Consider the following 23,489-nt stretch of genomic DNA (forward strand, 5'->3'; position numbering starts at 1 on the left):
ATGTTGGCGGGGTGCGGGGCGGCAGGCAGCCCTGCCGAAGAAACTGTGGACGATGTCCGGGGGCCCACAAGTCTCCGCAGGCATCATGTGGATGGAGGCGCTGTGAGCAGCGACCCGTGGGGCCGTGTCGACGAGACCGGCACCGTATACGTGCGGACGGCCGACGGCGAGAAGGTCGTCGGCTCTTGGCAGGCAGGCTCTCCCGAGGAGGCCCTGGCCTACTTCGAGCGCAAGTACGAGGGCCTGGTCGTCGAGATCGGCCTCCTCGAACGCCGGGTGAAGACCACCGACCTGTCGGCCAAGGACGCCCAGACCGCCATCGACCACCTGCGCGGGCAGGTCGATGAGCACCATGCCGTCGGCGACCTCGCCGCCCTGCGGGTGCGGCTGGACGGGCTGGTCTCGACCGTCGAGGCGCGCCGCGAGGAGCGCAAGGTCCAGAAGGCCAGGCAGACCGACGAGGCGAAGCACGCCAAGGAAGCCCTGGTCGCGGAGGCCGAGGAGCTGGCGCAGAGCGACCAGTGGCGGTCCGCGGGTGAGCGGCTGCGGGCGCTGGTGGACACCTGGAAGGGCCTTCCCCGGCTCGACCGCAAGTCCGACGACGAGCTGTGGCACCGCTTCTCGCACGCCAGGTCGGCGTTCTCCAAGCGGCGCAAGGCGCACTTCGCCTCGCTGGACGCCCAGCGCGAGGACGCCCGCAAGGCCAAGGAGAAGCTGGTCACCGAGGCGGAGTCGCTCTCCGGCTCGACCGACTGGGGTGCCACCGCGGCCCGTTACCGCGATCTGATGACCGAGTGGAAGGCCGCGGGCCGCGCTCAGCGCGAGGCCGAGGACGATCTGTGGAACCGCTTCCGCGGCGCCCAGGACGTCTTCTTCGCGGCCCGCAGCGAGGTCTTCGCCGAGCGGGACGCCGAGCAGTCCGAGAACCTCAAGCTGAAGGAGGAGCTCGCGGCCGAGGCCGAGAAGCTGCTCCCGGTGCGGGACCTCAAGTCGGCGAGGGCCGCTTTCCGGGCGCTGAACGAGCGCTGGGAGGCCGTCGGCCACGTACCGCGTGACGCCCGGCCGAAGGTCGAGGGCCGGATGCACACGGTGGAGCGCGCGCTCCAGGAGGCCGAGGAGACCGAGTGGCGGCGCACCAACCCGGAGGCGCGGGCGCGCGCCGCGGGTCTGACGGGTCAGCTGCAGGACGCGGTCGACAAGCTGCGCAAGCAGATCGACACCGCGCGTGCGGCGGGCAACAACGCCAAGGCCGACAAGCTCGCGCGTGAGCTGGAGGGCCGGCAGGCGCTGCTCGACCAGGCGATGAAGGGCCTGGAGGAGTTCGGGGGCTGAGCAGCACCCGAACCTGGTCATGAGCGAAGGGCCCTCCGCATCGGGCGGAGGGCCCTTCGCCGTACCCCGTGTCCGTCTGCTGTCCCGGGCCGACTCCGGGCTGCGGTTTGTCAGGGCCTGCGAGTGGTCAGGGTGTGCGGGCTGTCAGGGCCTGCGGGCCGATGTCACCCGGTAGACGTCGTAGACGCCCTCCACACCCCGTACCGCCTTCAGGACGTGTCCGAGGTGCTTCGGGTCGCCCATCTCGAAGGTGAAGCGTGAGGTGGCCACCCGGTCGCGGGAGGTCTGGACCGCCGCCGACAGGATGTTCACGTGCTGGTCGGAGAGGACGCGGGTGACGTCCGAGAGCAGCCGGGAGCGGTCCAGCGCCTCGACCTGGATGGCGACCAGGAAGACCGAGGACTGGGTCGGGGCCCACTCGACGTCGAGGATCCGTTCGGGCTGCTGTGAGAGCGAGTCGACATTGACGCAGTCGGCACGGTGCACGGAGACCCCGCTCCCCCGGGTCACGAACCCGATGATGGGGTCGCCGGGGACGGGCGTGCAGCACCGGGCGAGCTTCACCCAGACGTCGTCGACGCCCTTGACGACCACCCCGGGGTCCGCGTTGGCGCGCCGCTTGCTGCGGCCGTGCGACGGCGGTGTGCTCTCGGCGATGTCCTCGTTGGCCGCCTCTTCGCCGCCGAGCGCCTGCACCAGCTTCTGTACGACGCCCTGCGCCGCGACATGGCCCTCGCCGATCGCCGCGTACAGCGAGGAGATGTCCGGGTAACGCATCTCGTGTGCCAGCGTGACGAGCGAGTCGCCGGTGAGGATGCGCTGGATCGGCAGGTTCTGCTTGCGCATGGCCCGCGCGATGGAGTCCTTGCCCTGCTCGATCGCCTCGTCCCTGCGCTCCTTGGAGAACCAGGCGCGGATCTTGTTGCGCGCCCGGGGCGACTTGACGAAGCCGAGCCAGTCCCTGGAGGGTCCGGCGCCGGCGGCCTTGGAGGTGAAGACCTCGACCAGGTCACCGTTGTCCAGGGTCGATTCGAGCGGGACGAGCCGCCCGTTGACCCGGGCCCCTATCGTCCGGTGGCCGACCTCCGTGTGGACGGCGTACGCGAAGTCCACCGGGGTCGCCCCGGCGGGCAGCGCGATGACATCGCCCTTCGGCGTGAACACGAAGACCTCGTTGCGCGACAGGTCGAAGCGCAGCGACTCCAGGAACTCGCTGGGGTCCTCGGTCTCCTTCTGCCAGTCGAGCAGCTGGCGCAGCCAGGCCATGTCGTTGACGGTGTCCTGGCGGGAACCTTTGCCGGAGCTCTTCGGGGCGTCGGTGCGTACCTTGGACGCGCCCGCAACGGCCTCCTGCTTGTACTTCCAGTGCGCGGCGATGCCGTACTCGGCGCGGCGGTGCATGTCGAAGGTGCGGATCTGGAGCTCGACGGGCTTGCCGCTGGGACCGATCACCGTGGTGTGCAGCGACTGGTACATGTTGAACTTGGGCATCGCGATGTAGTCCTTGAACCGCCCCGGGACCGGGTTCCACCGGGCATGGACGGTGCCGAGCGCCGCGTAGCAGTCGCGGACGGTGTCGACGAGGATACGGATGCCCACCAGGTCGTAGATCTCGGCGAAGTCGCGGCCCCGCACGATCATCTTCTGGTAGACGCTGTAGTAGTGCTTGGGCCGCCCGGTGACGGTGGCCTTGATGCGGGCGGCGCGCAGATCGGCCTGGACCTCGTCGGTCACTATGGCGAGGTACTCGTCGCGCTTGGGCGCCCGCTCGGCGACCAGCCGCACGATCTCGTCGTACATCTTGGGGTAGAGGATCGCGAAGGCGAGGTCCTCCAGCTCCCACTTGATGGTGTTCATGCCCAGGCGGTGGGCGAGCGGAGCGTAGATCTCCAGCGTCTCGCGGGCCTTCTTCTCCTGCTTCTCCCGCTTGAGGTACCGCATGGTGCGCATGTTGTGCAGCCGGTCGGCGAGCTTGATGACCAGGACCCGCGGGTCCTTGGCCATGGCGACGACCATCTTGCGTACGGTCTCGGCCTGCGCGGCCTCACCGAACTTGACCTTGTCGAGCTTGGTGACGCCGTCGACGAGGAGGGCGACCTGGTCGCCGAAGTCGCGGCGCAGGGTGTCCAGGCCGTACTCGGTGTCCTCGACGGTGTCGTGCAGCAGCCCCGCCATCAGGGTCGCCGGGTCCATGCCCAGCTCGGCGAGGATCGTGGTGACGGCGAGCGGGTGGGTGATGTACGGGTCGCCGCTCTTGCGCTTCTGCCCGCGGTGCCAGCGCTCGGCCACCTGGTAGGCACGCTCGATCTGCCGCAGGGTCGCGGACTCGATCTTGGGGTCGTTGCCGCGTACGGCCCGCAGCAGCGGTTCGAGCACCGGGTTGTACGGCGACGAGCGCTGTACGCCCAGCCGGGCGAGCCTGGCCCTGACCCGGTTGGACGAGCCACCGGAGCGTGCTGCGGGGCTCTGCGGTGTGGGGCTCTGCGGTGCCGGGCGGGCGGTGGCGCCCTGCGCGGCCTGCCCAGGCGCCGGGGCCTGGGTGGCGGGCTTGGGCGTCGAGAGGGGAGCCGCGCCGCCGGGGCGCACCACGGGGGCCGAGGGCTTCGGCTGCCCGGCCGGTGGCTTCTCGGGCGTCGCTGGGGCCGCCGCGGCCTTCTGGTCCTGCTTCTCGGGCTGTGCGGCGGCTGCGGGCCGGTCCTCGTCTGGCAAGGGCGCTCCTCTGGGGGTCCCCCGGACGGAGCCTGGGGGAGAGTCCGGGTCCCGGTGTTCGGTCCGGAAGCCCATGGTAACGATCCCCGGCGATCGGCTCGCCCCGGGCCGGTGCGGGCACCGTACGCGAGAGGCGGACCGCCCGGCATTCCGGGGGCCCGCCTCAGGGGTACGGCGTACTGATCAGACCGTGATCAGGGCATCCAGCGGGGCTCCGTGGAGGGCCGGCTCCAGCCGGGCACGCCCGTCGAGGAAGCCCAGCTCCATCAGTACGGACACCCCGACGACCTGTGCGCCGGCCCGCCGGATCAGGCCGAGCGAGGCCTCGGCTGTGCCGCCGGTGGCGAGCACGTCGTCGATGACCATGACGCGGTCGTCGGCGCTGAGGTCCTCGGCATGCACCTCGATCTCGGCGCTGCCGTACTCCAGCTCGTACGTCTGGGAGAGCGTCGCGCCCGGCAGCTTCCCGGCCTTTCGGACCGGGATGAAGCCGATTCCGGCGCGGACCGCGACCGGTGCGGCCAGGATGAAGCCGCGTGCCTCAAGGCCGACGATCTTCGTGGCGCCGTGGCGCAGACAGAGCTCCGCGAGGGCGCCGGTCAGCGCCGTGAAGGCCACCGGATCCGCGAGGAGCGGGGTGATGTCCTTGAACACCACTCCCGGCTGCGGATAGTCCGGCACATCCCTGATCCTGCTGAGCAGCAGGTCCTGGAGACTCTCCGTGCTGGTCATCGTCGCTTCCCCTGGGTGCGGCCGCGGCCCCGCGGGGCGGGCGGGCGCCGGCTGCCGGCCACGGCGCCGGCCGGGGCCGGGGTGCCGGGGACGTCGTCCTGCGGCTCCGCGCCGTCGCCGTCCCGGCCGGCCGGGTCGGCCTTGGCTGCGGCGGCCCGCTTGGCGAGCACGCGCTTCTTGAGGGCCTTCATCGCCGGGTCGCGTTCCTTGAGGTCGGCGACGAGCGGGGTGGCGATGAAGATCGAGGAGTACGCACCGGCCGCGAGACCGACGAACAGGGCGAGCGAGATGTCGTTCAGCATGCCGGCGCCGAGGAAGCCGCCGCCGATGAAGAGCAGGCCCGCCACCGGGAGCAGGGCGACGACCGTGGTGTTGATGGAACGCACCAGGGTGCCGTTGAGGCTGCGGTTGGCGATCTCGCTGTAGGTGAAGCGGGTCTGCTTCCTGATGTCCTTCGATGCCTCCTTGAGACCGTCGAAGACGACGACGGTGTCGTAGAGGGAGTAACCGAGGATGGTCAGCAGTCCGATCACGGTGCCCTGGGTGACCTCGAAGCCGACGAGCGCGTAGATCCCGACCGTGATGGTGAGGTCGTGGATCAGGGCGACCAGGGCGGCGAGGGCCATCCGCCACTCGAAGGCGATGGCCAGATAGACCACGACGAGCACCATGAAGATCGCCAGGCCCTCCCAGGCCTTGTTGGCGATCGTCTCGCCCCAGCTGGGGCCGACCACATCGGCGGCGATCTTGTCGACCGGGAGGTTCAGTTCCTTGGCGAGCGAGTCGTGGATCTTGTCGGCCGTGCCGGTGCCGATCCCGGAGACCTGGATCCGGATACCGCCGTTGCCCAGCTTCTGGACGGTCGCGTCATGTCCGGAGAGCTTCTCCGCCGAGTCCTGGGCGTGCTCCACGGAGACGCTGGTGCTCTGGGTGGTGGTGAAGACCGCGCCGCCCTGGAACTCGATGCCCAGGTTCAGACCCCGTACCGCCAGGCCGACGATGGCCGTGATGGTGATGAGGATGGAGATGCCGTACCAGATCCTGCGCTTGGCCACGAAGTCGTAGCCGACCTCGCCGCGGTACAGCCGGGCGCCCATGCTGCCGAGTCGCGACATGTCACGCCTCCTTCGGGTCGGTGGGAGCGGAGGAGGCGGCGGTGGAACCACCGCGGGAGCGGCGGAGCGGGGGTTTGGCGCCGAGCCGCTTCGGGTCGAGGCCGGACCACGGGTGGCCGCTGTAGAAGAACTTCCTCCGGGCCAGCAGGGTCATGACCGGCTTGGTGAAGAGGAAGACCACCGCGATGTCGAGCAGCGTGGTCAGACCCAGCGTGAACGCGAAGCCCTGCACCTTGCCGACGGTCACGATGTACAGCACGGCCGCGGCGAGGAACGACACGAAGTCCGACACCAGGATGGTGCGGCGGGCGCGCGGCCAGGCGCGCTCGACGGCGGGCCGCAGGGTACGGCCTTCGCGGATCTCGTCACGGATGCGTTCGAAGTAGACGATGAACGAGTCCGCGGTGATACCGATCGCAACGATCGCACCACACACCGCGGGCAGGTTGAGTGCGAAGCCGATGCCCTTGCCGAGCAGCGCCATCAGTGTGTACGTGAGGATCGCGGAGACCAGGAGGCTGAGGATCGCGATGAACGAGAGGCCGCGGTAGTAGGCCACCAGGTAGACGATGACCAGCGCGAGGCCGATCGCACCGGCGATCAGGCCGGCCTGGAGCTGCTCGCCACCGAGCGCCGCGGTCACCGTGGTGACGGTCTCCTCCTTGAAGGAGAGCGGGAGCGCACCGTAGGAGAGCACGTTGGCCAGGTCCTCGGCCGACTGCTGGGTGAAGCTGCCGGAGATCTGGGCGCTGCCGCTGAGCGTCTGGCTCACGCTGGGCGCGGAGACCACGGAGCCGTCGAGCGCGATGGCGAACTGGTTCTGCGGCTGCTGCTGCTTCGAGAGCTTGCTGGTGATCGCCTGGAACTTCTTCGAGCCCTTGCCGGTGAAGTCCATCTGGACGATCCACTGGCCCTGCTGCTGGTCGATGACCGCCTTGGCACCGGAGACGTCGGTGCCGTCGACGGCCGCTGCGTCGAGGATGTACTTCGCGTCACCGGTGTCGCTGCACGCCACGGTCGGGTCGCTGGGCTTGACGTTGTCGCCGCCGGCCTTGGCACGTCCGGCCTTGGTGGAGCAGTCCAGCGCCGCGAACTTCTTCTGGAGCTTGGCGGCGGCCGCGGTGTCGGCGGGCGACGGGGTGGCGTCGGACGTGGACTTGGACGACGACGGGTCGGGCGTGGGCCCGGACTTCAGCGCGTCGGTGACCGCACGGCCCTGGGTGGATGAGGAGGGCGAAGCGGTGTTCTTCGAGGACGAGGACGACTTGTCCTTGGCCTTCGACGAGGCGCTCGGGGAGGGCGTGGTGGAGGGCTTGCCCGCGGGCGTCGGCTTCCCGGCGGCGACCGTGACCACAGGGCGGAAGTACAGCTGGGCGGTGGTGCCGACCTGCTGCCTCGCCTGCTTCTCGTTCGTCCCCTTGGGGATGTTGACGACGATGTGGTCCTTGCCCTGCGTCTGGACCTCGGCCTCGGAGACGCCGAGTCCGTTGACACGGCGCTCGATGATGCTGACCGCGGTGTTCATGTTCTTCTGGTTGATCGCGTTGGGCTTGCCCGGCTGGGGCTTCGCCTGGAGCGTGATGCTCGTACCGCCCGCGAGGTCGATGCCGAGACGCGGCGTGACCTGCTTCGACCAGAACATCCCGCCGACGAGCGCAACCATGGCGATCAGGATCAGGGCCAGGGACCGCCCGGGCTTGCCCTGGGCTCCCGTCTGCCTTCGGCCCTTGTTCGGTGCTGCCACCTTGTCGATTCTCCCTGTCCTACCGCCCGCGCCGGGTATGCGCTGTGAGCGGCCACGAAGTGATGGGGGGACCTGCTCCGCTGTAGCAGTGCACGGTCTCGGGGATCGCCGGTGGAGCCCGCGGGCTCCACCGGCGGTCCCCGTCGGTGCTACTTCGCTTCGCCCTCGCCGTCGTTCTTCTTCTCGGACTTGTCGCTCTCGCCGGCCTTGTCGGCCTTGCCTTCGGACGCGGCGGCGGCCTCGTCGGTGTCGTCGGACGCGTCGGCGTCGGTGTCCGGGGTCTCGTGCTTGCCCAGGTCGACCTTGGCGTCGTCGAGCTCGGTCAGCGAGGAGGCGTCGTCGGGAACGATGGCGGTCTCACCGTGGACGATGCGGTTGTACTCGGCGTCGTCGAGGACCGCGCCGATCGCGTTCTTGCCGTAGACGGCGTGGACGCCGGGCGCGATCTCCAGGAGGACCGAGTCTTCGTTGATCTCCTTGACGGTGGCGTACATGCCCCCGATCGTCCGGACGCCGGTGCCGGGCTGCATCTCATTGCGCATCGTCGCAGCCGCCTGCTGCTTCCGCTTGGCGGACCGGGTCATCAGGAACATGGCCCCGATGAGCACGATGAAGGGGAGGAGGGTCACGAGACTCACGGGAGGGAACTTCCTTCGCACGACCGCGCTGGATCGCGGCCTGATCTTCGGGGGCGGGGCATGCCGTCCTGGAAGGGCGGCATCGGCGGAGTCTAAGCGAGTCCGCATCAATGGAACAACGCCCAGCATGGCACCCGGGTTCCGCTCCGGGCATCCCCGCGTCTTCTCACGTCCCGAACAGACCCGCTTGTCCCTTTCCCGGGGCGCCTCCCGCGCCCCCCTGCGGGGGTACGAGTCCCAGATGCGCCCAGGCCGCCGGGGTGGCGACCCGGCCGCGCGGGGTGCGGGCCAGCAGCCCTTCGCGGACCAGGAACGGCTCGGCGACCTCCTCGACCGTCTCACGCTCCTCGCCCACGGCGACGGCCAGGGTGGAGAGCCCCACCGGCCCGCCGCCGAACAGCTTGAGCAGGGCCTGGAGCACCGCCCGGTCCAGCCGGTCGAGCCCGCGGGCGTCAACCTCGTACACCGCGAGCGCCGTACGGGCGATCTCTCTGGTGATCACTCCGTCGGCCTCGACCTGGGCGTAGTCGCGGACCCGGCGCAGCAGCCGGTTGGCGATCCGGGGGGTGCCCCGGGAGCGTCCGGCGATCTCGGCTGCGCCGTCCTCGCCGATCTCGACGTCGAGCAGCCGGGCCGAGCGGTGGACGACGCGCTCCAGCTCGGCCGGTTCGTAGAACTCCATGTGCCCGGTGAAGCCGAAGCGGTCGCGGAGCGGCGGCGGGAGCAGACCCGCCCTGGTGGTGGCGCCGACCAGGGTGAAGGGCGGCAGTTCCAGCGGGATGGCGGTGGCCCCGGGGCCCTTGCCGACGATGACGTCGACCCGGAAGTCCTCCATCGCCATGTAGAGCATCTCCTCGGCCGGCCTGGACATCCGGTGGATCTCGTCGAGGAAGAGGACCTCGCCCTCCTGGAGGGAGGAGAGGATCGCCGCGAGATCTCCGGCGTGCTGGATGGCGGGGCCGGACGTGATCCGGATGGGAGCGCCCATCTCGGCGGCGATGATCATCGAAAGAGTGGTCTTGCCCAGGCCGGGGGCGCCGGAGAGCAGGACGTGGTCGGCGGTGGCGCCGCGCTGCCTGGCGGCCCGCAGGACCAGGTCGAGCTGGAGCCTGACCTTCTCCTGTCCCACGAACTCGTCCAGGCCCTTGGGGCGCAGCGCGGCCTCGACGGCTTGGTCCTCACCGTCGGCGGCGGCTCCCACCAGGCGCTCTTCGGCGCCGGGGGCGGTGTCGTCCCACTCGTTCTGGGGAGGCAGCATGGCGGGTCTCTCGATCAGCGGGCGCGGTTGAGGGTCTGCAGGGCGGCCTTGAGGAGTGCGCCCACGTTCGGCTCGCCGGTGGCCTCGGCCTGCGGGGTGACGGCGGCGACGGCCTCCTCCGCGTCACGCGGCGCGTAGCCGAGGCCGACCAGCGCCGAGTGCAGCTGCTCGCTCCACGGCGCGGGTCCGGATGCGGTGCGCTGCGCTGCGAGGTGGGCGGTGCTGGTGCCGAGCGGGGCTCCGAGCCGGTCCTTGAGTTCGAGGAGGAGCTTCTGGGCGCCCTTCTTGCCGATGCCGGGGACGGCGGTCAGCGCTCTCTCGTCACCGCCGGCCACGGCGATCCGCAGGGCGTCCGGCGAGTGCACCGCGAGCATGGCCTGGGCGAGCCGGGGGCCGACGCCGCTCGCGGTCTGGAGGAGCTCGAAGGTCTGACGTTCGTCGTCGTCGGCGAAGCCGTAGAGCGTGAGGGAGTCCTCCCGCACCACGAGCGAGGTGGCGAGCCTGGCCTGCTGGCCGATGCGCAGCGTGGACAGGGTGTCCGGGGTGCACTGGACCGACATACCGATCCCGCCGACCTCGATGACGGCGGTGGCCGGGGCCAGGGCGGCCACAGGTCCGGAGACGAAGGCGATCATGCGGTACGGCCTTTCAGCGTGCGGTGGGCGGCGACGGCCTGCTGGAGCCTGTTCTGGGCGGGGGCCCGCCAGATGTGGCAGATGGCGAGTGCCAGCGCGTCGGCGGCGTCGGCCGGTCTGGGCGGCGCGTCCAGCCGCAGCAGCCGGGTCACCATCGCCCCGACCTGGTCCTTTTCGGCCCGGCCGCTGCCGGAGACGGCGGCCTTGACCTCGCTGGGGGTGTGCAGCGCGACGGGGATGCCGCGACGGGACGCACAGAGCATCGCGACCGCGCTGGCCTGTGCGGTGCCCATCACCGTGCTGACGTTGTGCTGGCTGAACACCCGCTCCACGGCGACGACTTCGGGCCGGTGCTCGTCCAGCCACTCCTCGATGCCGCGCTCGATGGCGACCAGCCGCGGCCCCAGCTCGGCATCGGCGGGCGTCCGGACGACCCCCACCCCGAGCATGGTCAGCCGGCGGCCCGCCACCCCCTCGACGACGCCGACGCCACAGCGTGTCAGCCCCGGGTCCACGCCGAGTACCCGCACGGTGCCCCCTCCTTCATGCTCCCTCATGCCTGCCGCCATGCCTGCTGCCTGGCTGCTGCCTGGCTGCTGCCTGCCGAACAAACAGCGCCGTTCGACCATGTGTTCCTGCGTTGTCGCAGGCTATCGGGTGGCACCGACAACAGAGGGAACACGTACGGGCCGACGGGGGTGTGTCCCCGGCGGCCCGTCCGTACGTACCGTGGTGCTGAACGCCCGTCAGGCGTCGATCTTCTCCATGACCTCGTCCGAGACATCGAAGTTGGCGAAGACGTTCTGCACGTCGTCGCTGTCCTCCAGCGCGTCGATCAGCTTGAAGATCTTGCGGGCGCCCTCTTCCTCCAGCTCGACCTGCATGGTCGGCATGAAGTTGGCCTCGGCCGAGTCGTAGTCGATGCCCGCCTCCTGGAGCGCGGTGCGGACCGCGACCATGTCGGTGGCCTCGGAGAGCACCTCGAAGGCCTCGCCCAGGTCGTTGACCTCCTCGGCTCCGGCGTCGAGCACCGCCCCCAGGACGTCGTCCTCGGTGAGCCCGGCCTTGGGGACGACCACGACGCCCTTGCGGTTGAACAGGTACGACACGGAGCCCGGGTCGGCCATGCTGCCGCCGTTGCGGGTCATCGCGACGCGCACGTCCGACGCGGCGCGGTTGCGGTTGTCCGTGAGGCACTCGATGAGCACCGCGACGCCGTTCGGTCCGTAGCCCTCGTACATGATCGTCTCGTAGTCGGCGCCACCGGCTTCGAGACCGGCGCCGCGCTTGACCGCGGAGTCGATGTTCTTGTTCGGCACCGAGCTCTTCTTGGCCTTCTGGATGGCGTCGAAGAGGGTCGGATTGCCGGACACGTCGGCGCCGCCCGTGCGGGCCGCGACCTCGATGTTCTTGATCATCTTCGCGAAGAGCTTGCCGCGCTTGGCGTCAACCACGGCCTTCTTGTGCTTCGTCGTAGCCCATTTAGAGTGGCCGGACATCTGCCTGTCTCCTTCGCGTAACCATTTCCTGGACGAACGCCAGAGATCCTACCGGGCGCCGGTCACCCGGCGTCCCGCACCATGTCCGCGAAGTACCGGTGCAGCCGGTGGTCGCCGGTCAGCTCCGGGTGGAACGACGTGGCCAGGACGCGGCCCTGGCGCACCGCGACGATATGGCCGCCGTGCTCCGCGAGCACCTGGACCCCGGCGCCCACCGACTCGACCCAGGGGGCCCGGATGAAGACGCCGTCGACGGGCCCGCCCGGGATCTCGGGGATCTCGACGGCCGCCTCGAAGGACTCGTTCTGGCGTCCGAAGGCGTTGCGCCGGACGATCATCTCGATCCCGCCGAAGGTCTCCTGGCCCGAGCGCGGGTCGAGGATCTTGTCGGCGAGCATGATCATCCCGGCGCAGGTCCCGTACACCGGCAGCCCGGCCGCGATCCGCTCGCGCAGCGGCTCCACCATGCCGAACAGGGCGGCCAGCTTGGACATGGTGGTGGACTCGCCGCCCGGGACGACCAGGCCGTCGACCGCGTCGAGCTCATCGGGGCGCCGGACCTGGGTGCCCCGGGCGCCCGCTGCGGCGATCGCGGCCAGGTGCTCCCGTACATCGCCCTGGAGAGCGAGGACACCGATGACGGGAACGTCCATCACCAGCCCCGGTTCGCGTAACGCTCGGTCTCGGGCAGGGTGTCGCAGTTGATGCCGACCATGGCCTCGCCCAGGTTGCGCGAGGCGTCGGCGATGACCTTCGGGTCGTCGAAGAAGGTGGTGGCCCTGACGATGGCGGCGGCCCGCTTGGCCGGGTCACCGGACTTGAAGATGCCGGAGCCGACGAAGACGCCCTCGGCGCCGAGCTGACGCATCAGCGCCGCGTCGGCCGGGGTGGCGACGCCGCCCGCCGAGAAGAGCACGACGGGCAGCCTGCCGAGCCCGGCGACCTCCTTGACCAGCTCGTACGGGGCGCGCAGGTCCTTGGCCGCCGCGTACAGCTCGTTGTTGTCGTAGCCGCGCAGCCGGGCGATCTCGTTCTTGATCTGGCGCAGGTGACGGACGGCCTCGACGACGTTGCCGGTGCCGGCCTCGCCCTTGGAGCGGATCATGGCCGCGCCCTCGGCGATCCGGCGCAGGGCCTCGCCCAGGTTGGTGGCACCGCAGACGAACGGCGTCGTGAAGGCGAACTTGTCGCTGTGGTTGACCTCGTCGGCCGGGGTCAGCACCTCGGACTCGTCGATGTAGTCGACGCCGAGCGACTGCAGCACCTGGGCCTCGACGAAGTGGCCGATGCGCGACTTGGCCATGACCGGGATGGAGACGGCCGAGATGATCTCCTCGATCATGTTCGGGTCGGACATCCGGGCCACTCCGCCGTCCTTGCGGATGTCGGCGGGAACCCGCTCCAGGGCCATGACGGCCACGGCGCCGGCGTCCTCGGCGATCTTCGCCTGCTCGGCGTCGACCACGTCCATGATCACGCCGCCCTTGAGCTGCTCGGCCATACCGCGCTTGACGCGCGCGGTGCCGGTCGCCGGGGTCTCGGCGGGGGAAGTGGTGGAGTGCGTACTGCTGGACACGGGCTACCTCACTCGGGGAAGAGAGTTCTTGCTCCAGTGAGGTAACCCCTGGGGACCAGTCCACTGCAAGGGCCAATGAGCAGCCGGTGGATCGTTCCACAAGAACGTTCAGTGAAAAGTACGCGCCATGAGGAGTACGTGCCGTGGACCGGACTGTCCGGAAGCCTGCTGCCGTGCCACACCGCGCCCGGCCGTCCGCCCGCCGGCCGCGCCGGCGACGCCGCGCGTCAGTACGCCTGGCTGCCCGGCCGGTCGGCCAGCGCCGCCGGGGGCTCGTCGTCCATCTCGAAGGCCAGCGGGAACGGCGCGTGCCCCGCGAGCCGGAACCAGCGGACTTTACGGTGGGTGCGCAGGGCCCGGGCGGCCCGCACCGCGTCGTTGTGGAAGCGCCTGGCCATCGGCACCCGCCGGACGGCGGCGGCCAGCTCATCGGCCGCCTCTTCACCGCCGGGCGCCGACCGTACGGCCCCGACCTGCGCCGTCTCACCGAAGACGGCCCGCAGCGCCTGGCTGAGTTCACTCTCGGCCACCTCGCGGTGCTCCTCCTCGGACTGCCGGGCCGCGTGCGCCGCCTCGTAGAGGACGATCGAGGCCGCGGGGTCGAGCACCCCGGACGTGGCCAGCTCCTGGGCCACCGACGCGCGGCGCAGCAGCTGTGCGTCGAGGGCTGCGCGCGCGGCGTCGATCCGTGCGTGCAGCCGGTCGAGCCGCCCGGCGGTCCAGCTCAGGTACAGACCGACAGCGACGAACGCGAGGACGATCCAGATGATCAGGGATACGGTCACGGGCCGAAAGGCTACCGGTCCGCCGCACCCGGACGCCCGCCCCGGCGGAGGCGGCGGGAGCTCAGCCGGATCCCACGGCATCGCACGACGCCGACCGAACCTGACGGCCCGTCAGGTGCGTCCGGGCCCGGCCCCCGTCAGTCCCTGGCGAGGCCGAACCGGGCGCGCAGGCCGACCCGTTCGTCGGTGTCGACCGACGCGGCGCCGTCGGTCACCGTCTCGTACACCGCCAGGATGTCCGCCCCGACCGTCGACCAGTCGAAGCGCCGCACATGTGCGCTGCCCCGCCGGCGCAGCCCCTCCCGGCGCTCGCGGTCGCCCAGCAGCCGCACGGCGGACGCGGCCAGCGCGTCCGCGTCCTCGTTGGCGAAGAGTTCGCCCGCGGCGCCCTGGTCCAGGACCTGGGCGAACGCGTCCAGGTCGCTCGCGAGCACCGGGGCACCCGCCGACATCGCCTCGACGAGGATGATCCCGAAGCTCTCGCCACCGGTGTTGGGCGCGACATAGACATCGACGCTGCGCAGCAGCCGGGCCTTGTCCTCGTCACTGACCATGCCGAGGAACTCGACCCGCCGCCTCATCTCCTCGGGCAGCGAGGCGACCGCCTCCTTCTCGTCACCCCGCCCGGCGACCAGCAGCCGGGTGTCCGGGCACTCGGCGAGGATCTTCGGCAGCGCCCGCATCAGCACGGGCAGCCCCTTGCGCGGCTCGTCGATCCGCCCGATGAAACCGATGGTCGCTCCCTGCCACTCGGCCTTGGGCTCGGCCCGCTCGAAGAACCCGACGTCGACGCCGTTGGGGATGACGACCGCGTCGCCCCCCAGATGCTCGACCAGGGTCCTGCGCGCGTACTCGCTCACGGCGATCCGGGCCGAGATCTTCTCCAGCGCGGGCTGCAGGATCGGATACGCGGCGATCATCGCCCGGGAGCGCGGGTTGGAGGTGTGGAAGGTCGCCACGATCGGCCCCTGCGCGGCCCAGCAGGTGAGCAGCCCCAGCGAGGGCGAGGTGGGCTCATGGATGTGGATCACGTCGAAGGTGCCGTCGTGCAGCCAGCGCCGCACCCGGGCCGCGGACAGGAAGCCGAAGTTGAGCCGGGCGACCGAGCCGTTGTACGGGACGGGGACGGCCCGGCCCGCGGAGACCACGTACGGCGGCAGCGGGGTCTCGTCGTCGGAGGGGGCCAGTACGGACACCTGGTGGCCCAGGCCGTTCAGGTGTTCCGCGAGGTCCCTGATGTGGAACTGGACACCGCCGGGGACGTCCCAGGAGTACGGACAGACAATGCCGATCTTCACGAGGGCTCCTGACGGGGCTCCAGGTCGGCGAGCCAGAGGCGCTGGAGCATGTGCCAGTCCTCGGGGTGCTCGGCGATTCCGGTGGCGAAGGCGTCGGCGAGCGCCTGCGCCATCACCGAGGTCTTCTCGGCACGCGTGCCCGCGGCGGGTACGTCGACGGGCGGGTGGACACGGCCGCGCATGACGGGTGAACCGTCGTACCAGAGGGTGACCGGGAGCAGCAGCGCCCCGGTCTGCTGGGCGAGCAGGGCGGGGCCCGCGGGCATCCGGGTCGCCTCGCCGAAGAACCGGACCTCGACGCCCGACGCGGAGAGGTCGCGGTCGGCGACCAGGCAGACCAGACCACCGTCCCGCAGCCGCCTGGCCAGCGTGCCGAAGGCGGAGCCGCCGGTGTGCGGCAGGACCTCCATGCCCAGGCCCTCGCGGTAGGCGACGAACCGGTCGTAGAGGGTCTCCGGCTTGAGCCGCTCGGCGACCGTGGTGAAGGGCACCCCCAACTTGGTGGTGACCCAGGCGCCCGCGAGGTCGTAGTTGCCCATGTGCGGCAGGGCGAGTATCACGCCCTTGCCCGCGGCGAGCCCGTCCGTCAGATGGTGCAGGCCCTCGGGGTCGAAGCCGCCGCGGATCCGGCCGGGGCTCCAGGCGGGCAGCCGGAAGGACTCCATCCAGTACCGCATGTACGACCGCATCCCGGCCCGGGACAGCTCGGCGAGCCGGGCAGGACCGGCTTCCGGCACCACCCGGGCCAGATTGGACTCAAGCCGCAGCACACTCTTGCCGCGCCGCCTCCAGACCGTGTCCGCGATCCGCCGGCCGAGCCCGGTGGCGACCGGTTCCGGCAGCTTCTTGACCGCGCCCCAGCCGAGTCCGTACAGGGCGTCCGTCAGCCGCTCCCTCATACCGCCCCGCTGCCGTGCGCGGAGGCTTCGGCGGCGGCCGCCGCGTCGGCCTCGGCGGACTCCCTGCGTACGGTCACGACCCGCTGCACCAGGGTGATCAGGCTGCCCACCGCCACGATCCACAGCGCGATCGGCAGCAGGATCTGGATCCCGGGCACCCCGAACTTGTGCAGCCCCGCGAAACCGGCGGCGACGAGCGAGATGACCAGTCGCTCGGCCCGCTCGATCAGCCCGTTCACCGCGACCGGCAGACCGATCGACTCACCGCGGGCCTTGGTGTAGGAGACCACCTGGCCGCTGGCGAGACAGAAGAGGGTGACCGCGCACATCAGGTTGTTGTCGCCGGTGCCCGCGTACCAGAGGGCGAGGCCGGAGAAGATCGCCCCGTCCGCGACACGGTCGAGAGTCGAGTCGAGGAAGGCCCCCCAGCGGCTCGAAACCCCGGCCTGGCGCGCCATGTTGCCGTCGACCAGGTCGGAGAAGACGAAGAGCGTGATGACGACCGTGCCCCAGAAGAACTCTCCCCTGGGGAAGAAGACCAGCGCACCCGCCATCACCCCGGCCGTACCGGTCAGCGTCACCGCGTCGGGACTGACGCCGATCCGGAGCAGAAATGAGGCGAACGGCGTGAGGACACGCGTAAAGAATGCACGCGCGTACTTGTTCAGCATGGCCTTCCCGGGGGGTCGGTGGGCCGCGCGGCCCCGCTGGCCACCCGGCGGGCCCATCGTAGCCAGGACCGCGGACCTCCACCGCCGGGCCCTGTCCCGCCGGGTGGCAGAGCGGTCGCAGGGCCACCGCGGAGCGGCTGCGGGACAGCAGCGCGAGCAGCCGCGGGACCGCTCGGGGAGGCTGCGGTGCCGTACGTATGGACGAGCCGCGATCCGGGTGGAAAGCTCGAATGACCGCGGGCGTCACCGGTGCCGCCACGCTCCCTGGCCCTGGGTCCGCCCCCCGTTCCTCACCGTGCAACGTCCCTCATCACCCGGGAGGCACACTCATGGGCGACAAGGCGAGTACCCGTCCCGGAGCCGCCGGCAGAGTGGCGGCGGCCGCCCGGCCCGGTTCCGTACGGAACGTGGTCCTGGTCGGCCACAGCGGATCCGGCAAGACCACGCTGGTCGAGGCCCTGGCGCTGACCGCAGGAGCCGTCAGCAGGGCAGGCCGGGTGGAGGACGGCCAGACCGTATCGGACTACGACGAGATCGAACAGCGCAGACAGCGCTCGGTGCAGCTCTCGCTCGTCCCGGTCGAATGGGACGGCATCAAGATCAATCTGCTGGACACCCCCGGCTACGCCGATTTCGTCGGCGAGCTGCGGGCCGGCCTGCGGGCGGCCGACGCGGCCCTGTTCGTCGTATCCGCCGCCCAGGACGCGGACAGCGTGGACGGCGCGACGCGTGCGGTCTGGGAGGAGTGCGCGGCCGTCGGGATGCCGCGGGCCATCGTGGTCACCCATCTGGACACGGCCCGCACCGGATACGCGGAGCTGACAAAGCTCTGCGGGCGGATCTTCGGCGGCGACGACCCCGACGCGGTGCTCCCCCTGTACCTGCCGCTGTACGGTCCCCCGGGCCCGGACGGACACGCCCCGGTGACGGGCCTCGCCGGGCTGCTCACCCAGCGGCTGTCCGGCTACGCGTCGGGAGAGCGTACGGAGAGCGCGCCCGGGGCGGCCGAGCTGCCGCCGATGGAGGAGGCCCGCAACCGGCTGATCGAGGGGATCATCGCGGAGAGCGAGGACGAGACCCTCATGGACCGCTATCTGGGCGGCGAGGAGATCGACGTCGGGACGGTCGTCGCGGATCTGGAGCGTGCGGTCGCGCGTGGGGTCTTCCACCCGGTGCTCGCCGCCGCGCCGGCGCCGCCCGGCGGACGGCAGGGGCTCGGCACGGTCGAGCTGCTCGAACTGATCACCCGTGGCTTCCCCGCTCCCCCGGAGCGGGAGGCCCCGGCGGTCACCACCCCGGAGGGCGCCCCGCACGCGGCGGCCGGCTGCGACCCGGGCGGGCCGCTGGTCGCCGAGGTGATCAAGACGGCGTCCGACCCCTATGTGGGACGGCTCTCGCTGGTACGGGTGTTCTCCGGGACCCTGCGGCCCGACGAGACGGTGCATGTGTCCGGCCACAGCCAGGCGGGCCACGGCCGGGCGGACCTCGACGGCGGCACCGACCGGGACACGGACGAGAGGACCGGGGCGCTCTCGGTCCCCTTCGGCCGGCGGCAGAGCCCGCTGAGCGAGTGCCCCGCCGGGGACATCGCCTGTGTCGCGGGTCTGAGCGGGGCGGAGACCGGCGACACGCTCTCCGACAGGGACGAGCCGCTGCTGATGGAGGCGTGGACCCTGCCGGAGCCGCTGCTTCCGCTCGCCGTCACCGCTCATGGCAAGGCGGACGAGGACAAGCTCTCGCAGGGTCTGACCCGGCTGGTCACCGAGGATCCGACCATGCGGCTGGAACAGAACCCGGACACCCACCAGCTGGTCCTGTGGTGTCTCGGCGAGGCACAGCGGGACATCGCACTGGAGCGGCTGCAGAGCAGATACGGGGTACGGGTGGACGCCGAGCCGTACCGGGTGGCGCTGCGCGAGACGTTCGGCGGGCCCGCCGACGGGCGTGGCAGGCATGTCAAACAGTCCGGCGGGCACGGCCAGTTCGCGATCTGCGCCATCGAGGTGGAACCGCTGCCGTCCGGTTCGGGGATCGAGTTCGTCGACCGGGTCGTGGGCGGTTCGGTGCCGCGGCAGTTTATCCCGTCCGTCGAGAAGGGCGTACGCGCGCAGGCGGCCCGGGGGGTCGCATCCGGCCATCCGCTCACCGATGTCCGTATCACTCTCCGGGACGGCAAGGCCCACTCCGTGGACTCCTCGGACGCGGCGTTCCAGACGGCCGGCGCGCTGGCCCTGCGGGAAGCGGCGGACCGGGCCCCGATCAGTCTCCTCGAACCCGTGATCTCCGTCCGGGTCCAGGTCCCCGACGACTTCGTGGGTCCGGTGATGAGCGATCTGTCCGGGCGGCGCGGCCGGGTGGTGGGGACCGAGCAGACACTGCCGGGCCGCACCCTGGTGCGGGCCGAGGTGCCGGAGATCGAGATCGGGCGGTACGCCGTGGATCTGCGGTCGCTGTCGCACGGCACCGGGCACTTCAGCCGCTCGTATGTACGTCATGAACCGATGCCTCCGCAGGTGGCCGACCGGGTGCGCGAAGGGGCGTACAACGCCGCGTAGTCCGCCCCCTGTTGACCGTCGCACGCCCCCGGGAACCGGCCGGGCGGGGTCGTGCGCCGGACAGCCTTCCGTCGCCCCGTGACGCGCGGGGAGCACCACGGATACGCTGAGGTCACGGTCCTCACGGAAGGCGCGGGGCGGCCCGGGCCGTGCACAGCAGGTGTGCGGGGCACGGTAGTTGGGAACAGCCGCAGCAGCGGTTGGGTGCGGCGATGGGGGCAGTGGTGGCGAACGACGGATTCGACTTCATTCCGGGGGCACAGGTCCCGCTCCAGGGGGCGGCGGGCCAGACCGCGGCGACCCACGCCCTCGCGTCGGCGGCCTACCGGGACAGTCCGGTCGACGAGATACTCAAAGCCAACAGCGAATGGCACAAGACAGCGGTGCAGAAGGGCAAGTTCTCGCTCTTCGAGCCGAATCTGGGAGAGTCCTTCTCCCGCGCCGTCCAGGTGCGGATGCTCGGGGGCACCCGGAAGGCGCTCATCCAGTCCTTCGGAACCGAGCCGCAGACAGTCGTCGAACACTGTCTGGCGGCGACCCGCATCCGTAAGGAGCGCGACACCCGGCTGACCATCGTGATGGCCGTCTTCGGGCTGGTGTTCCTGCCCGGCCTGCTGATCTGGCTCGGCGTCTTCCAGCTGCGGCGCACCCTGTCGGGGTCCCGGAACCGCAGCATGGGGGCCCTGGGCACCGCACTTCTGGTGGCCGTGGGCGGACTCGCGGTGCTCTTCCTCGTCAAGCTGCCGTTCGGCGGTATCGGGGCGCTGTATCTGCGGGCGATGCTGGTCGCGCCGGTCATCGGCTGGGTGTGGGCCAAGCGGATCTGCGAGAAGACCGCCGTGGATCTGCGGTCCCGCTGGGACGGACTGCTGTCCGGCGGCGGTATCGGCCCGAAGATCCCCGAGGCCGTCCCGCGCAACCCCTCCGAGACGGCGGCCGAGCAGCTGCGCCAGTCCCTGGCCAAGCTGACCGCCGAGCAGCAGTCCAACTCGGTGTTCTACGCGGGCCCCAAGGGGATACTCGGCATGGGCACCCGATGGGGCAGCTGGCAGTTGGCCGAGGAGCTGGTGCCCCGCGAGGCGGGCACCGAGATCCACGGCTTCCGCAGCTGGGACGTGATCCGGGCGATCCATGACCGGCTGCGGATGCTGGAGCGCGGCCCGCTGCACACCGGGGGCTTCCCCACCCCGTCCGTGAAGCACTGGATCGTGGCGCCGGTCGGTGAGAACGCGGCCGAGGTGAGCCGGCCCGACGGCGAGGACGTCGAAGCCTTCCAGATCAAGGGCCACGAGATACAGCGGATCTGCAACGAGCAGCAGTTCGGCAGCGGCAACCGCCACTATCTGGGCGTGCAGTTCACCCTCTGGGACGGCCAGTTGGTGATCACCATGATGATCACGGTGACGGTGCTCCACGAGACGCTGCGGATCGAGGTCACCGGCCATGCGCTCGGCCCGGTGCACTCACTCTTCACCACCAAGCCGGCGGCCAAGACCAAGCAGGTCAACAAGGCGGTGAAGTTCTGGGAGACGCGGGAGGTGAACCTGCCGCTGGTGGAGACCCCGGAGGTGGTGCGGCTGGCCGCCCGGGCGCCGCTGACCTGGTTCCCGCCCGTCCTCGACTTCTGCGGTGGGAAGATCACCCTCCCCGAGCCGTTCGGGATGCGGCACGCCTGGGCCGACAAGCCCTGGCGGCACCGCTTCATGGCGGACGACGCGATGCGGGCGGCCACCCCGGTCCTGCGCGCCGTGCACGCGGCGGCGATGCGGGTGCTCGACGAACACGGTGTGAACACCGACAACTTCACCAACCGCTCGAACGTCCTTAGCGGGCTGGTACAGGACGCGGCCCCGCGCAAGGCCGACGTCTACGACGCGTGACACCCCGGAAACACCGCTAGGGCCCCGGAGCCACGGCATCACGGAGGACAGCACAGGTCGGGCCCCGGCAACCGCCGGGGCCCGACCCTTCTCCCTCTCGTACGCCCGGCTACGTCCCCGTACCGGCGCGGCCCGCACTCACGCGGGCCAGGCCGCGGCCAGCATCGCCCGGGTGTCGGCCAGCAGCTGCGGAAGCACCTTGGTGTGCCCGACGACCGGCATGAAGTTGGTGTCACCACCCCAGCGCGGCACCACGTGCTGGTGCAGATGGGCGGCGATACCGGCACCCGCCGACGCCCCCTGGTTCATACCGATGTTGAAGCCGTGCGCACCGGACGCCGTCCGCAGCGCGGTCATCGCCCGCTTGGTCAGCTCGGCCAGCTCAGCCGTCTCGTCGGCGTCCAGCTCCGTGTAGTCGGCGACATGGCGGAACGGCACGACCATGAGGTGCCCGCCGTTGTACGGGTAGAGGTTGAGCACCGCGTACACATGCCGGCCGCGCTTCACGACAAGGCCGTCCTCGTCGGACTTCGACGGGATCGAGCAGAACGGACAGTCGTCCCCCGAGCCCGGCCCGCTCGGCTTGTTCTCCCCCTGGATGTACGCCATCCGGTGGGGGGTCCACAGGCGCTGGAACGCGTCCTGCGTCCCCACTCCGATCTGCTGCTCCGGCTCACTCGTCATGCTGTGCAGCATATGACTTCCCCCGTTCGCGACGTGTCGCCGGGGCGCGGGCGGCAGCCGTCGCGGAGATGCTGGCCCGATGGACGCCCTGGACCCCGCAGAACGCCTGAGCCGGTGGGAAGACCGCACGGAGATCCCGCTCTTCGTGGCCGCGCTGCTCTTCCTGACGAGCTACGCGGTACGGGTGCTCGCGCAGGGCGCCGATCCCGTACTGCGGGGCACCGCGCTCGGGGTGGCCCTGGCGGTCTGGCTGCTCTTCGTACTGGACTACGCGGTACGGATCAGGATCAGCGGCGAGGGGGTGCGCTTCCCGCTCAGACACCGGATGGACACCCTGGCGGTGGTCCTCCCGGTGCTGCGGCTGCTGCGGATGGTGCACCTCTACAACGCGATCCAGCAGCGGCGGGAGGGCCCCCGGCTGAGCCTCTACGCCCGGGTGATCGCGTACGCGGGGCTCTCGGCCCTGCTGCTCGCCCTGGCCGGGGCTCTCGCCGTCTACAGCTGCGAGCACAAGGCACCGGGCGCCACCATCCGCACCTTCGGCGACGCCCTGTGGTGGGCCGCCGCCACCCTGTCGACGGTCGGCTACGGCGATGTGGTCCCCGTGACGCTGCTGGGACGGCTGGTGGCGGTGGCCATGATGGCGTGCGGCCTCGCCCTGCTGGGCGCGGTGACCGGGTCCTTCTCGTCGTGGCTGCTGCAGAGCTTCCGGCGGGACGACGAGGCGAGGCCCCCGCAGCCCTAGGAACAGGGGCCGGCGGCCACCGCCGGAATGGAGTCAGCTCCTGGGCGGAACGATGACGCACAGGTGGCGAGGGCCCGTACGGTGGGGCGGTGGACGGATTCACCTATACACAGACAGGCGCGAGCCGCGACGGCCGCTGCCCCCAGGGCTTCCGGGCATTGCGGGTGAGTACCCGGCTGGGCACGGACGAAGACATCGTCCGGAGGGCCGGCGCATTCATGCTGAGCTGGCAGATGCACCGGGCGGTAGGCGTGTCCATCGAGTCGCGATCCCCAACAGCGTTCGCGGGTACGGACGTTGTCGTGGGCCTCGGTGTGGGTTCCTGGCGGCTTCGGGCGCCGTGCCGCGTGGTGTGGACGGTGCAGGACGCCCAGTGGACGGGGTTCGGATACGGCACCCTGCCCGGGCATCCCGAGTGCGGTGAAGAAGCGTTCGTTGTCGAGCGGCTGGCCGATGGCGTCACCTGGCTGACCGTCTCTGCCTTCAGTCGCCCCGCCGCCTGGTGGACCCGCGCGGCCGGACCCCTGGTTCCGGCCTTTCAGCGCGGGTACGCGCGTCGGTGCGGGCGGGTGCTGCGGCAACTGGTCGCGCAGCATGGAGCGAACGCCGATGTCGAGGCCCATGGATGTCCGCAACCCGCGGGCCGACCGGATCTTCGAGCCGGCGACAGGGTCTCCGCGAGACTCCCCGGGCCGCACGAGGCGAGGCCCCCGCAGCCCTGAGGGCGCGGGGGC

21 protein-coding genes are annotated in these 23,489 nt (G+C 70.9%); 5 read left to right on the forward strand and 16 right to left on the reverse strand.

Annotated elements, in window-relative coordinates; genetic code table 11:
* Positions 1-102 precede the first annotated feature (102 nt).
* A complete protein-coding gene (locus ACWGKJ_RS31165) occupies positions 103-1,332 on the forward strand; it encodes a DUF349 domain-containing protein (RefSeq protein WP_385031435.1) in 1,230 nt (409 codons plus the stop codon).
* A gap of 144 nt (positions 1,333-1,476) precedes the next feature.
* Here ACWGKJ_RS31165 and ACWGKJ_RS31170 read toward each other — a convergent pair whose 3' ends face one another.
* The 15 genes from ACWGKJ_RS31170 to pgsA all read right to left on the reverse strand — a co-directional run bounded on the left by ACWGKJ_RS31170 (position 1,477) and on the right by pgsA (position 16,948).
* Positions 1,477-4,041, reverse strand: a complete 2,565-nt coding sequence (locus ACWGKJ_RS31170) for a RelA/SpoT family protein (RefSeq protein WP_385031438.1) — start codon at positions 4,039-4,041, stop codon at positions 1,477-1,479.
* Positions 4,042-4,224: 183 nt separating this feature from the next.
* Entirely contained in the window at positions 4,225-4,773 is a 549-nt protein-coding gene (locus tag ACWGKJ_RS31175; protein ID WP_385031441.1) for an adenine phosphoribosyltransferase, read from the reverse strand.
* Positions 4,770-5,888, reverse strand: a complete 1,119-nt coding sequence (secF, locus tag ACWGKJ_RS31180) for a protein translocase subunit SecF (RefSeq protein WP_385031444.1) — start codon at positions 5,886-5,888, stop codon at positions 4,770-4,772. The genes ACWGKJ_RS31175 and secF overlap by 4 nt, the downstream gene beginning before the upstream one ends.
* A 1-nt stretch (position 5,889) precedes the next feature.
* Entirely contained in the window at positions 5,890-7,632 is a 1,743-nt protein-coding gene (gene secD, locus ACWGKJ_RS31185; RefSeq protein WP_385031447.1) for a protein translocase subunit SecD, read from the reverse strand.
* Positions 7,633-7,781: 149 nt separating this feature from the next.
* Positions 7,782-8,270, reverse strand: a complete 489-nt coding sequence (yajC, locus tag ACWGKJ_RS31190; protein ID WP_385031450.1) for a preprotein translocase subunit YajC — start codon at positions 8,268-8,270, stop codon at positions 7,782-7,784.
* A gap of 166 nt (positions 8,271-8,436) precedes the next feature.
* Positions 8,437-9,528, reverse strand: coding sequence for a Holliday junction branch migration DNA helicase RuvB (gene ruvB, locus ACWGKJ_RS31195; protein WP_385031453.1), 1,092 nt, complete (start codon positions 9,526-9,528; stop codon positions 8,437-8,439).
* A gap of 14 nt (positions 9,529-9,542) precedes the next feature.
* Positions 9,543-10,163 (reverse strand): Holliday junction branch migration protein RuvA, encoded by a 621-nt coding sequence (gene ruvA, locus ACWGKJ_RS31200; RefSeq protein ID WP_385031456.1) that lies wholly within the window; start codon positions 10,161-10,163, stop codon positions 9,543-9,545.
* On the reverse strand, positions 10,160-10,693 hold the full coding sequence (gene ruvC / locus ACWGKJ_RS31205; protein WP_385031459.1) for a crossover junction endodeoxyribonuclease RuvC: 534 nt from the start codon (positions 10,691-10,693) through the stop codon (positions 10,160-10,162). The genes ruvA and ruvC overlap by 4 nt, the downstream gene beginning before the upstream one ends.
* Positions 10,694-10,909: 216 nt before the next feature.
* Positions 10,910-11,662 (reverse strand): YebC/PmpR family DNA-binding transcriptional regulator, encoded by a 753-nt coding sequence (locus ACWGKJ_RS31210; protein ID WP_385031461.1) that lies wholly within the window; start codon positions 11,660-11,662, stop codon positions 10,910-10,912.
* Positions 11,663-11,724: 62 nt separating this feature from the next.
* Positions 11,725-12,315: a pyridoxal 5'-phosphate synthase glutaminase subunit PdxT gene (pdxT, locus tag ACWGKJ_RS31215; protein ID WP_385031464.1), complete on the reverse strand. Its 591-nt coding sequence runs from the start codon at positions 12,313-12,315 to the stop codon at positions 11,725-11,727.
* Positions 12,315-13,163, reverse strand: coding sequence for a pyridoxal 5'-phosphate synthase lyase subunit PdxS (gene pdxS, locus ACWGKJ_RS31220; RefSeq protein WP_385031489.1), 849 nt, complete (start codon positions 13,161-13,163; stop codon positions 12,315-12,317). Before pdxS ends, pdxT begins: the two co-directional genes overlap by 1 nt.
* Before the next feature lie 302 nt (positions 13,164-13,465).
* Complete coding sequence (locus ACWGKJ_RS31225) at positions 13,466-14,023, reverse strand: hypothetical protein (protein ID WP_385031467.1); 558 nt, start codon at positions 14,021-14,023, stop codon at positions 13,466-13,468.
* 137 nt (positions 14,024-14,160) lie between these two features.
* Positions 14,161-15,321: a glycosyltransferase family 4 protein gene (locus ACWGKJ_RS31230; RefSeq protein ID WP_385031470.1), complete on the reverse strand. Its 1,161-nt coding sequence runs from the start codon at positions 15,319-15,321 to the stop codon at positions 14,161-14,163.
* A complete protein-coding gene (locus ACWGKJ_RS31235) occupies positions 15,318-16,220 on the reverse strand; it encodes a phosphatidylinositol mannoside acyltransferase (RefSeq protein WP_385031472.1) in 903 nt (300 codons plus the stop codon). The genes ACWGKJ_RS31230 and ACWGKJ_RS31235 overlap by 4 nt, the downstream gene beginning before the upstream one ends.
* Positions 16,217-16,948 (reverse strand): phosphatidylinositol phosphate synthase, encoded by a 732-nt coding sequence (gene pgsA / locus ACWGKJ_RS31240; RefSeq protein ID WP_385031474.1) that lies wholly within the window; start codon positions 16,946-16,948, stop codon positions 16,217-16,219. Before pgsA ends, ACWGKJ_RS31235 begins: the two co-directional genes overlap by 4 nt.
* 272 nt (positions 16,949-17,220) lie before the next feature.
* Here pgsA and ACWGKJ_RS31245 point away from each other — a divergent pair, with 272 nt between their 5' ends.
* Both ACWGKJ_RS31245 and ACWGKJ_RS31250 read left to right on the forward strand, forming a co-directional pair.
* Positions 17,221-19,446 carry an elongation factor G-like protein EF-G2 gene (locus tag ACWGKJ_RS31245; RefSeq protein ID WP_385031477.1) on the forward strand — a complete coding sequence of 742 codons (2,226 nt, stop codon included), beginning with the start codon at positions 17,221-17,223 and terminating at the stop codon, positions 19,444-19,446.
* Between the two features lie 224 nt (positions 19,447-19,670).
* Positions 19,671-21,326, forward strand: coding sequence for a hypothetical protein (locus tag ACWGKJ_RS31250; RefSeq protein WP_385031480.1), 1,656 nt, complete (start codon positions 19,671-19,673; stop codon positions 21,324-21,326).
* Between the two features lie 138 nt (positions 21,327-21,464).
* On the opposite strand, the gene ACWGKJ_RS31255 is transcribed toward ACWGKJ_RS31250, so the two are convergent.
* Complete coding sequence (locus ACWGKJ_RS31255; RefSeq protein ID WP_453315879.1) at positions 21,465-22,022, reverse strand: HIT family protein; 558 nt, start codon at positions 22,020-22,022, stop codon at positions 21,465-21,467.
* 67 nt (positions 22,023-22,089) lie between these two features.
* Between ACWGKJ_RS31255 and ACWGKJ_RS31260 the strand changes: the two genes are divergently transcribed.
* The gene (locus ACWGKJ_RS31260) at positions 22,090-22,755 is read left to right on the forward strand and encodes a potassium channel family protein (protein WP_385031483.1); all 666 of its coding nucleotides are present in this window, start codon (positions 22,090-22,092) and stop codon (positions 22,753-22,755) included.
* A gap of 89 nt (positions 22,756-22,844) precedes the next feature.
* Positions 22,845-23,477, forward strand: a complete 633-nt coding sequence (locus ACWGKJ_RS31265) for a DUF1990 family protein (RefSeq protein WP_453315880.1) — start codon at positions 22,845-22,847, stop codon at positions 23,475-23,477.
* Positions 23,478-23,489 lie beyond the last annotated feature (12 nt).

Source organism: Streptomyces sp. NPDC054757 (genome assembly GCF_053612185.1).

Excerpts from the sequence above, each read along its gene's own strand:
- pgsA (WP_385031474.1), bottom strand. The coding sequence starts at position 16,948 with ATGGGCCCGCCGGGTGGCCAGCGGGGCCGCGCGGCCCACCGACCCCCC.
- ACWGKJ_RS31235 (WP_385031472.1), bottom strand. The coding sequence starts at position 16,220 with ATGAGGGAGCGGCTGACGGACGCCCTGTACGGACTCGGCTGGGGCGCG.
- ACWGKJ_RS31210 (WP_385031461.1), bottom strand. The coding sequence starts at position 11,662 with ATGTCCGGCCACTCTAAATGGGCTACGACGAAGCACAAGAAGGCCGTG.
- pdxS (WP_385031489.1), bottom strand. The coding sequence starts at position 13,163 with ATGGCCGAGCAGCTCAAGGGCGGCGTGATCATGGACGTGGTCGACGCC.
- ruvA (WP_385031456.1), bottom strand. The coding sequence starts at position 10,163 with ATGATCGCCTTCGTCTCCGGACCTGTGGCCGCCCTGGCCCCGGCCACC.
- ACWGKJ_RS31255 (WP_453315879.1), bottom strand. The coding sequence starts at position 22,022 with ATGCTGCACAGCATGACGAGTGAGCCGGAGCAGCAGATCGGAGTGGGG.
- ACWGKJ_RS31245 (WP_385031477.1), top strand. The coding sequence starts at position 17,221 with ATGGGCGACAAGGCGAGTACCCGTCCCGGAGCCGCCGGCAGAGTGGCG.
- pdxT (WP_385031464.1), bottom strand. The coding sequence starts at position 12,315 with ATGGACGTTCCCGTCATCGGTGTCCTCGCTCTCCAGGGCGATGTACGG.
- ruvB (WP_385031453.1), bottom strand. The coding sequence starts at position 9,528 with ATGCTGCCTCCCCAGAACGAGTGGGACGACACCGCCCCCGGCGCCGAA.
- ACWGKJ_RS31260 (WP_385031483.1), top strand. The coding sequence starts at position 22,090 with ATGGACGCCCTGGACCCCGCAGAACGCCTGAGCCGGTGGGAAGACCGC.
- ACWGKJ_RS31175 (WP_385031441.1), bottom strand. The coding sequence starts at position 4,773 with ATGACCAGCACGGAGAGTCTCCAGGACCTGCTGCTCAGCAGGATCAGG.
- secF (WP_385031444.1), bottom strand. The coding sequence starts at position 5,888 with ATGTCGCGACTCGGCAGCATGGGCGCCCGGCTGTACCGCGGCGAGGTC.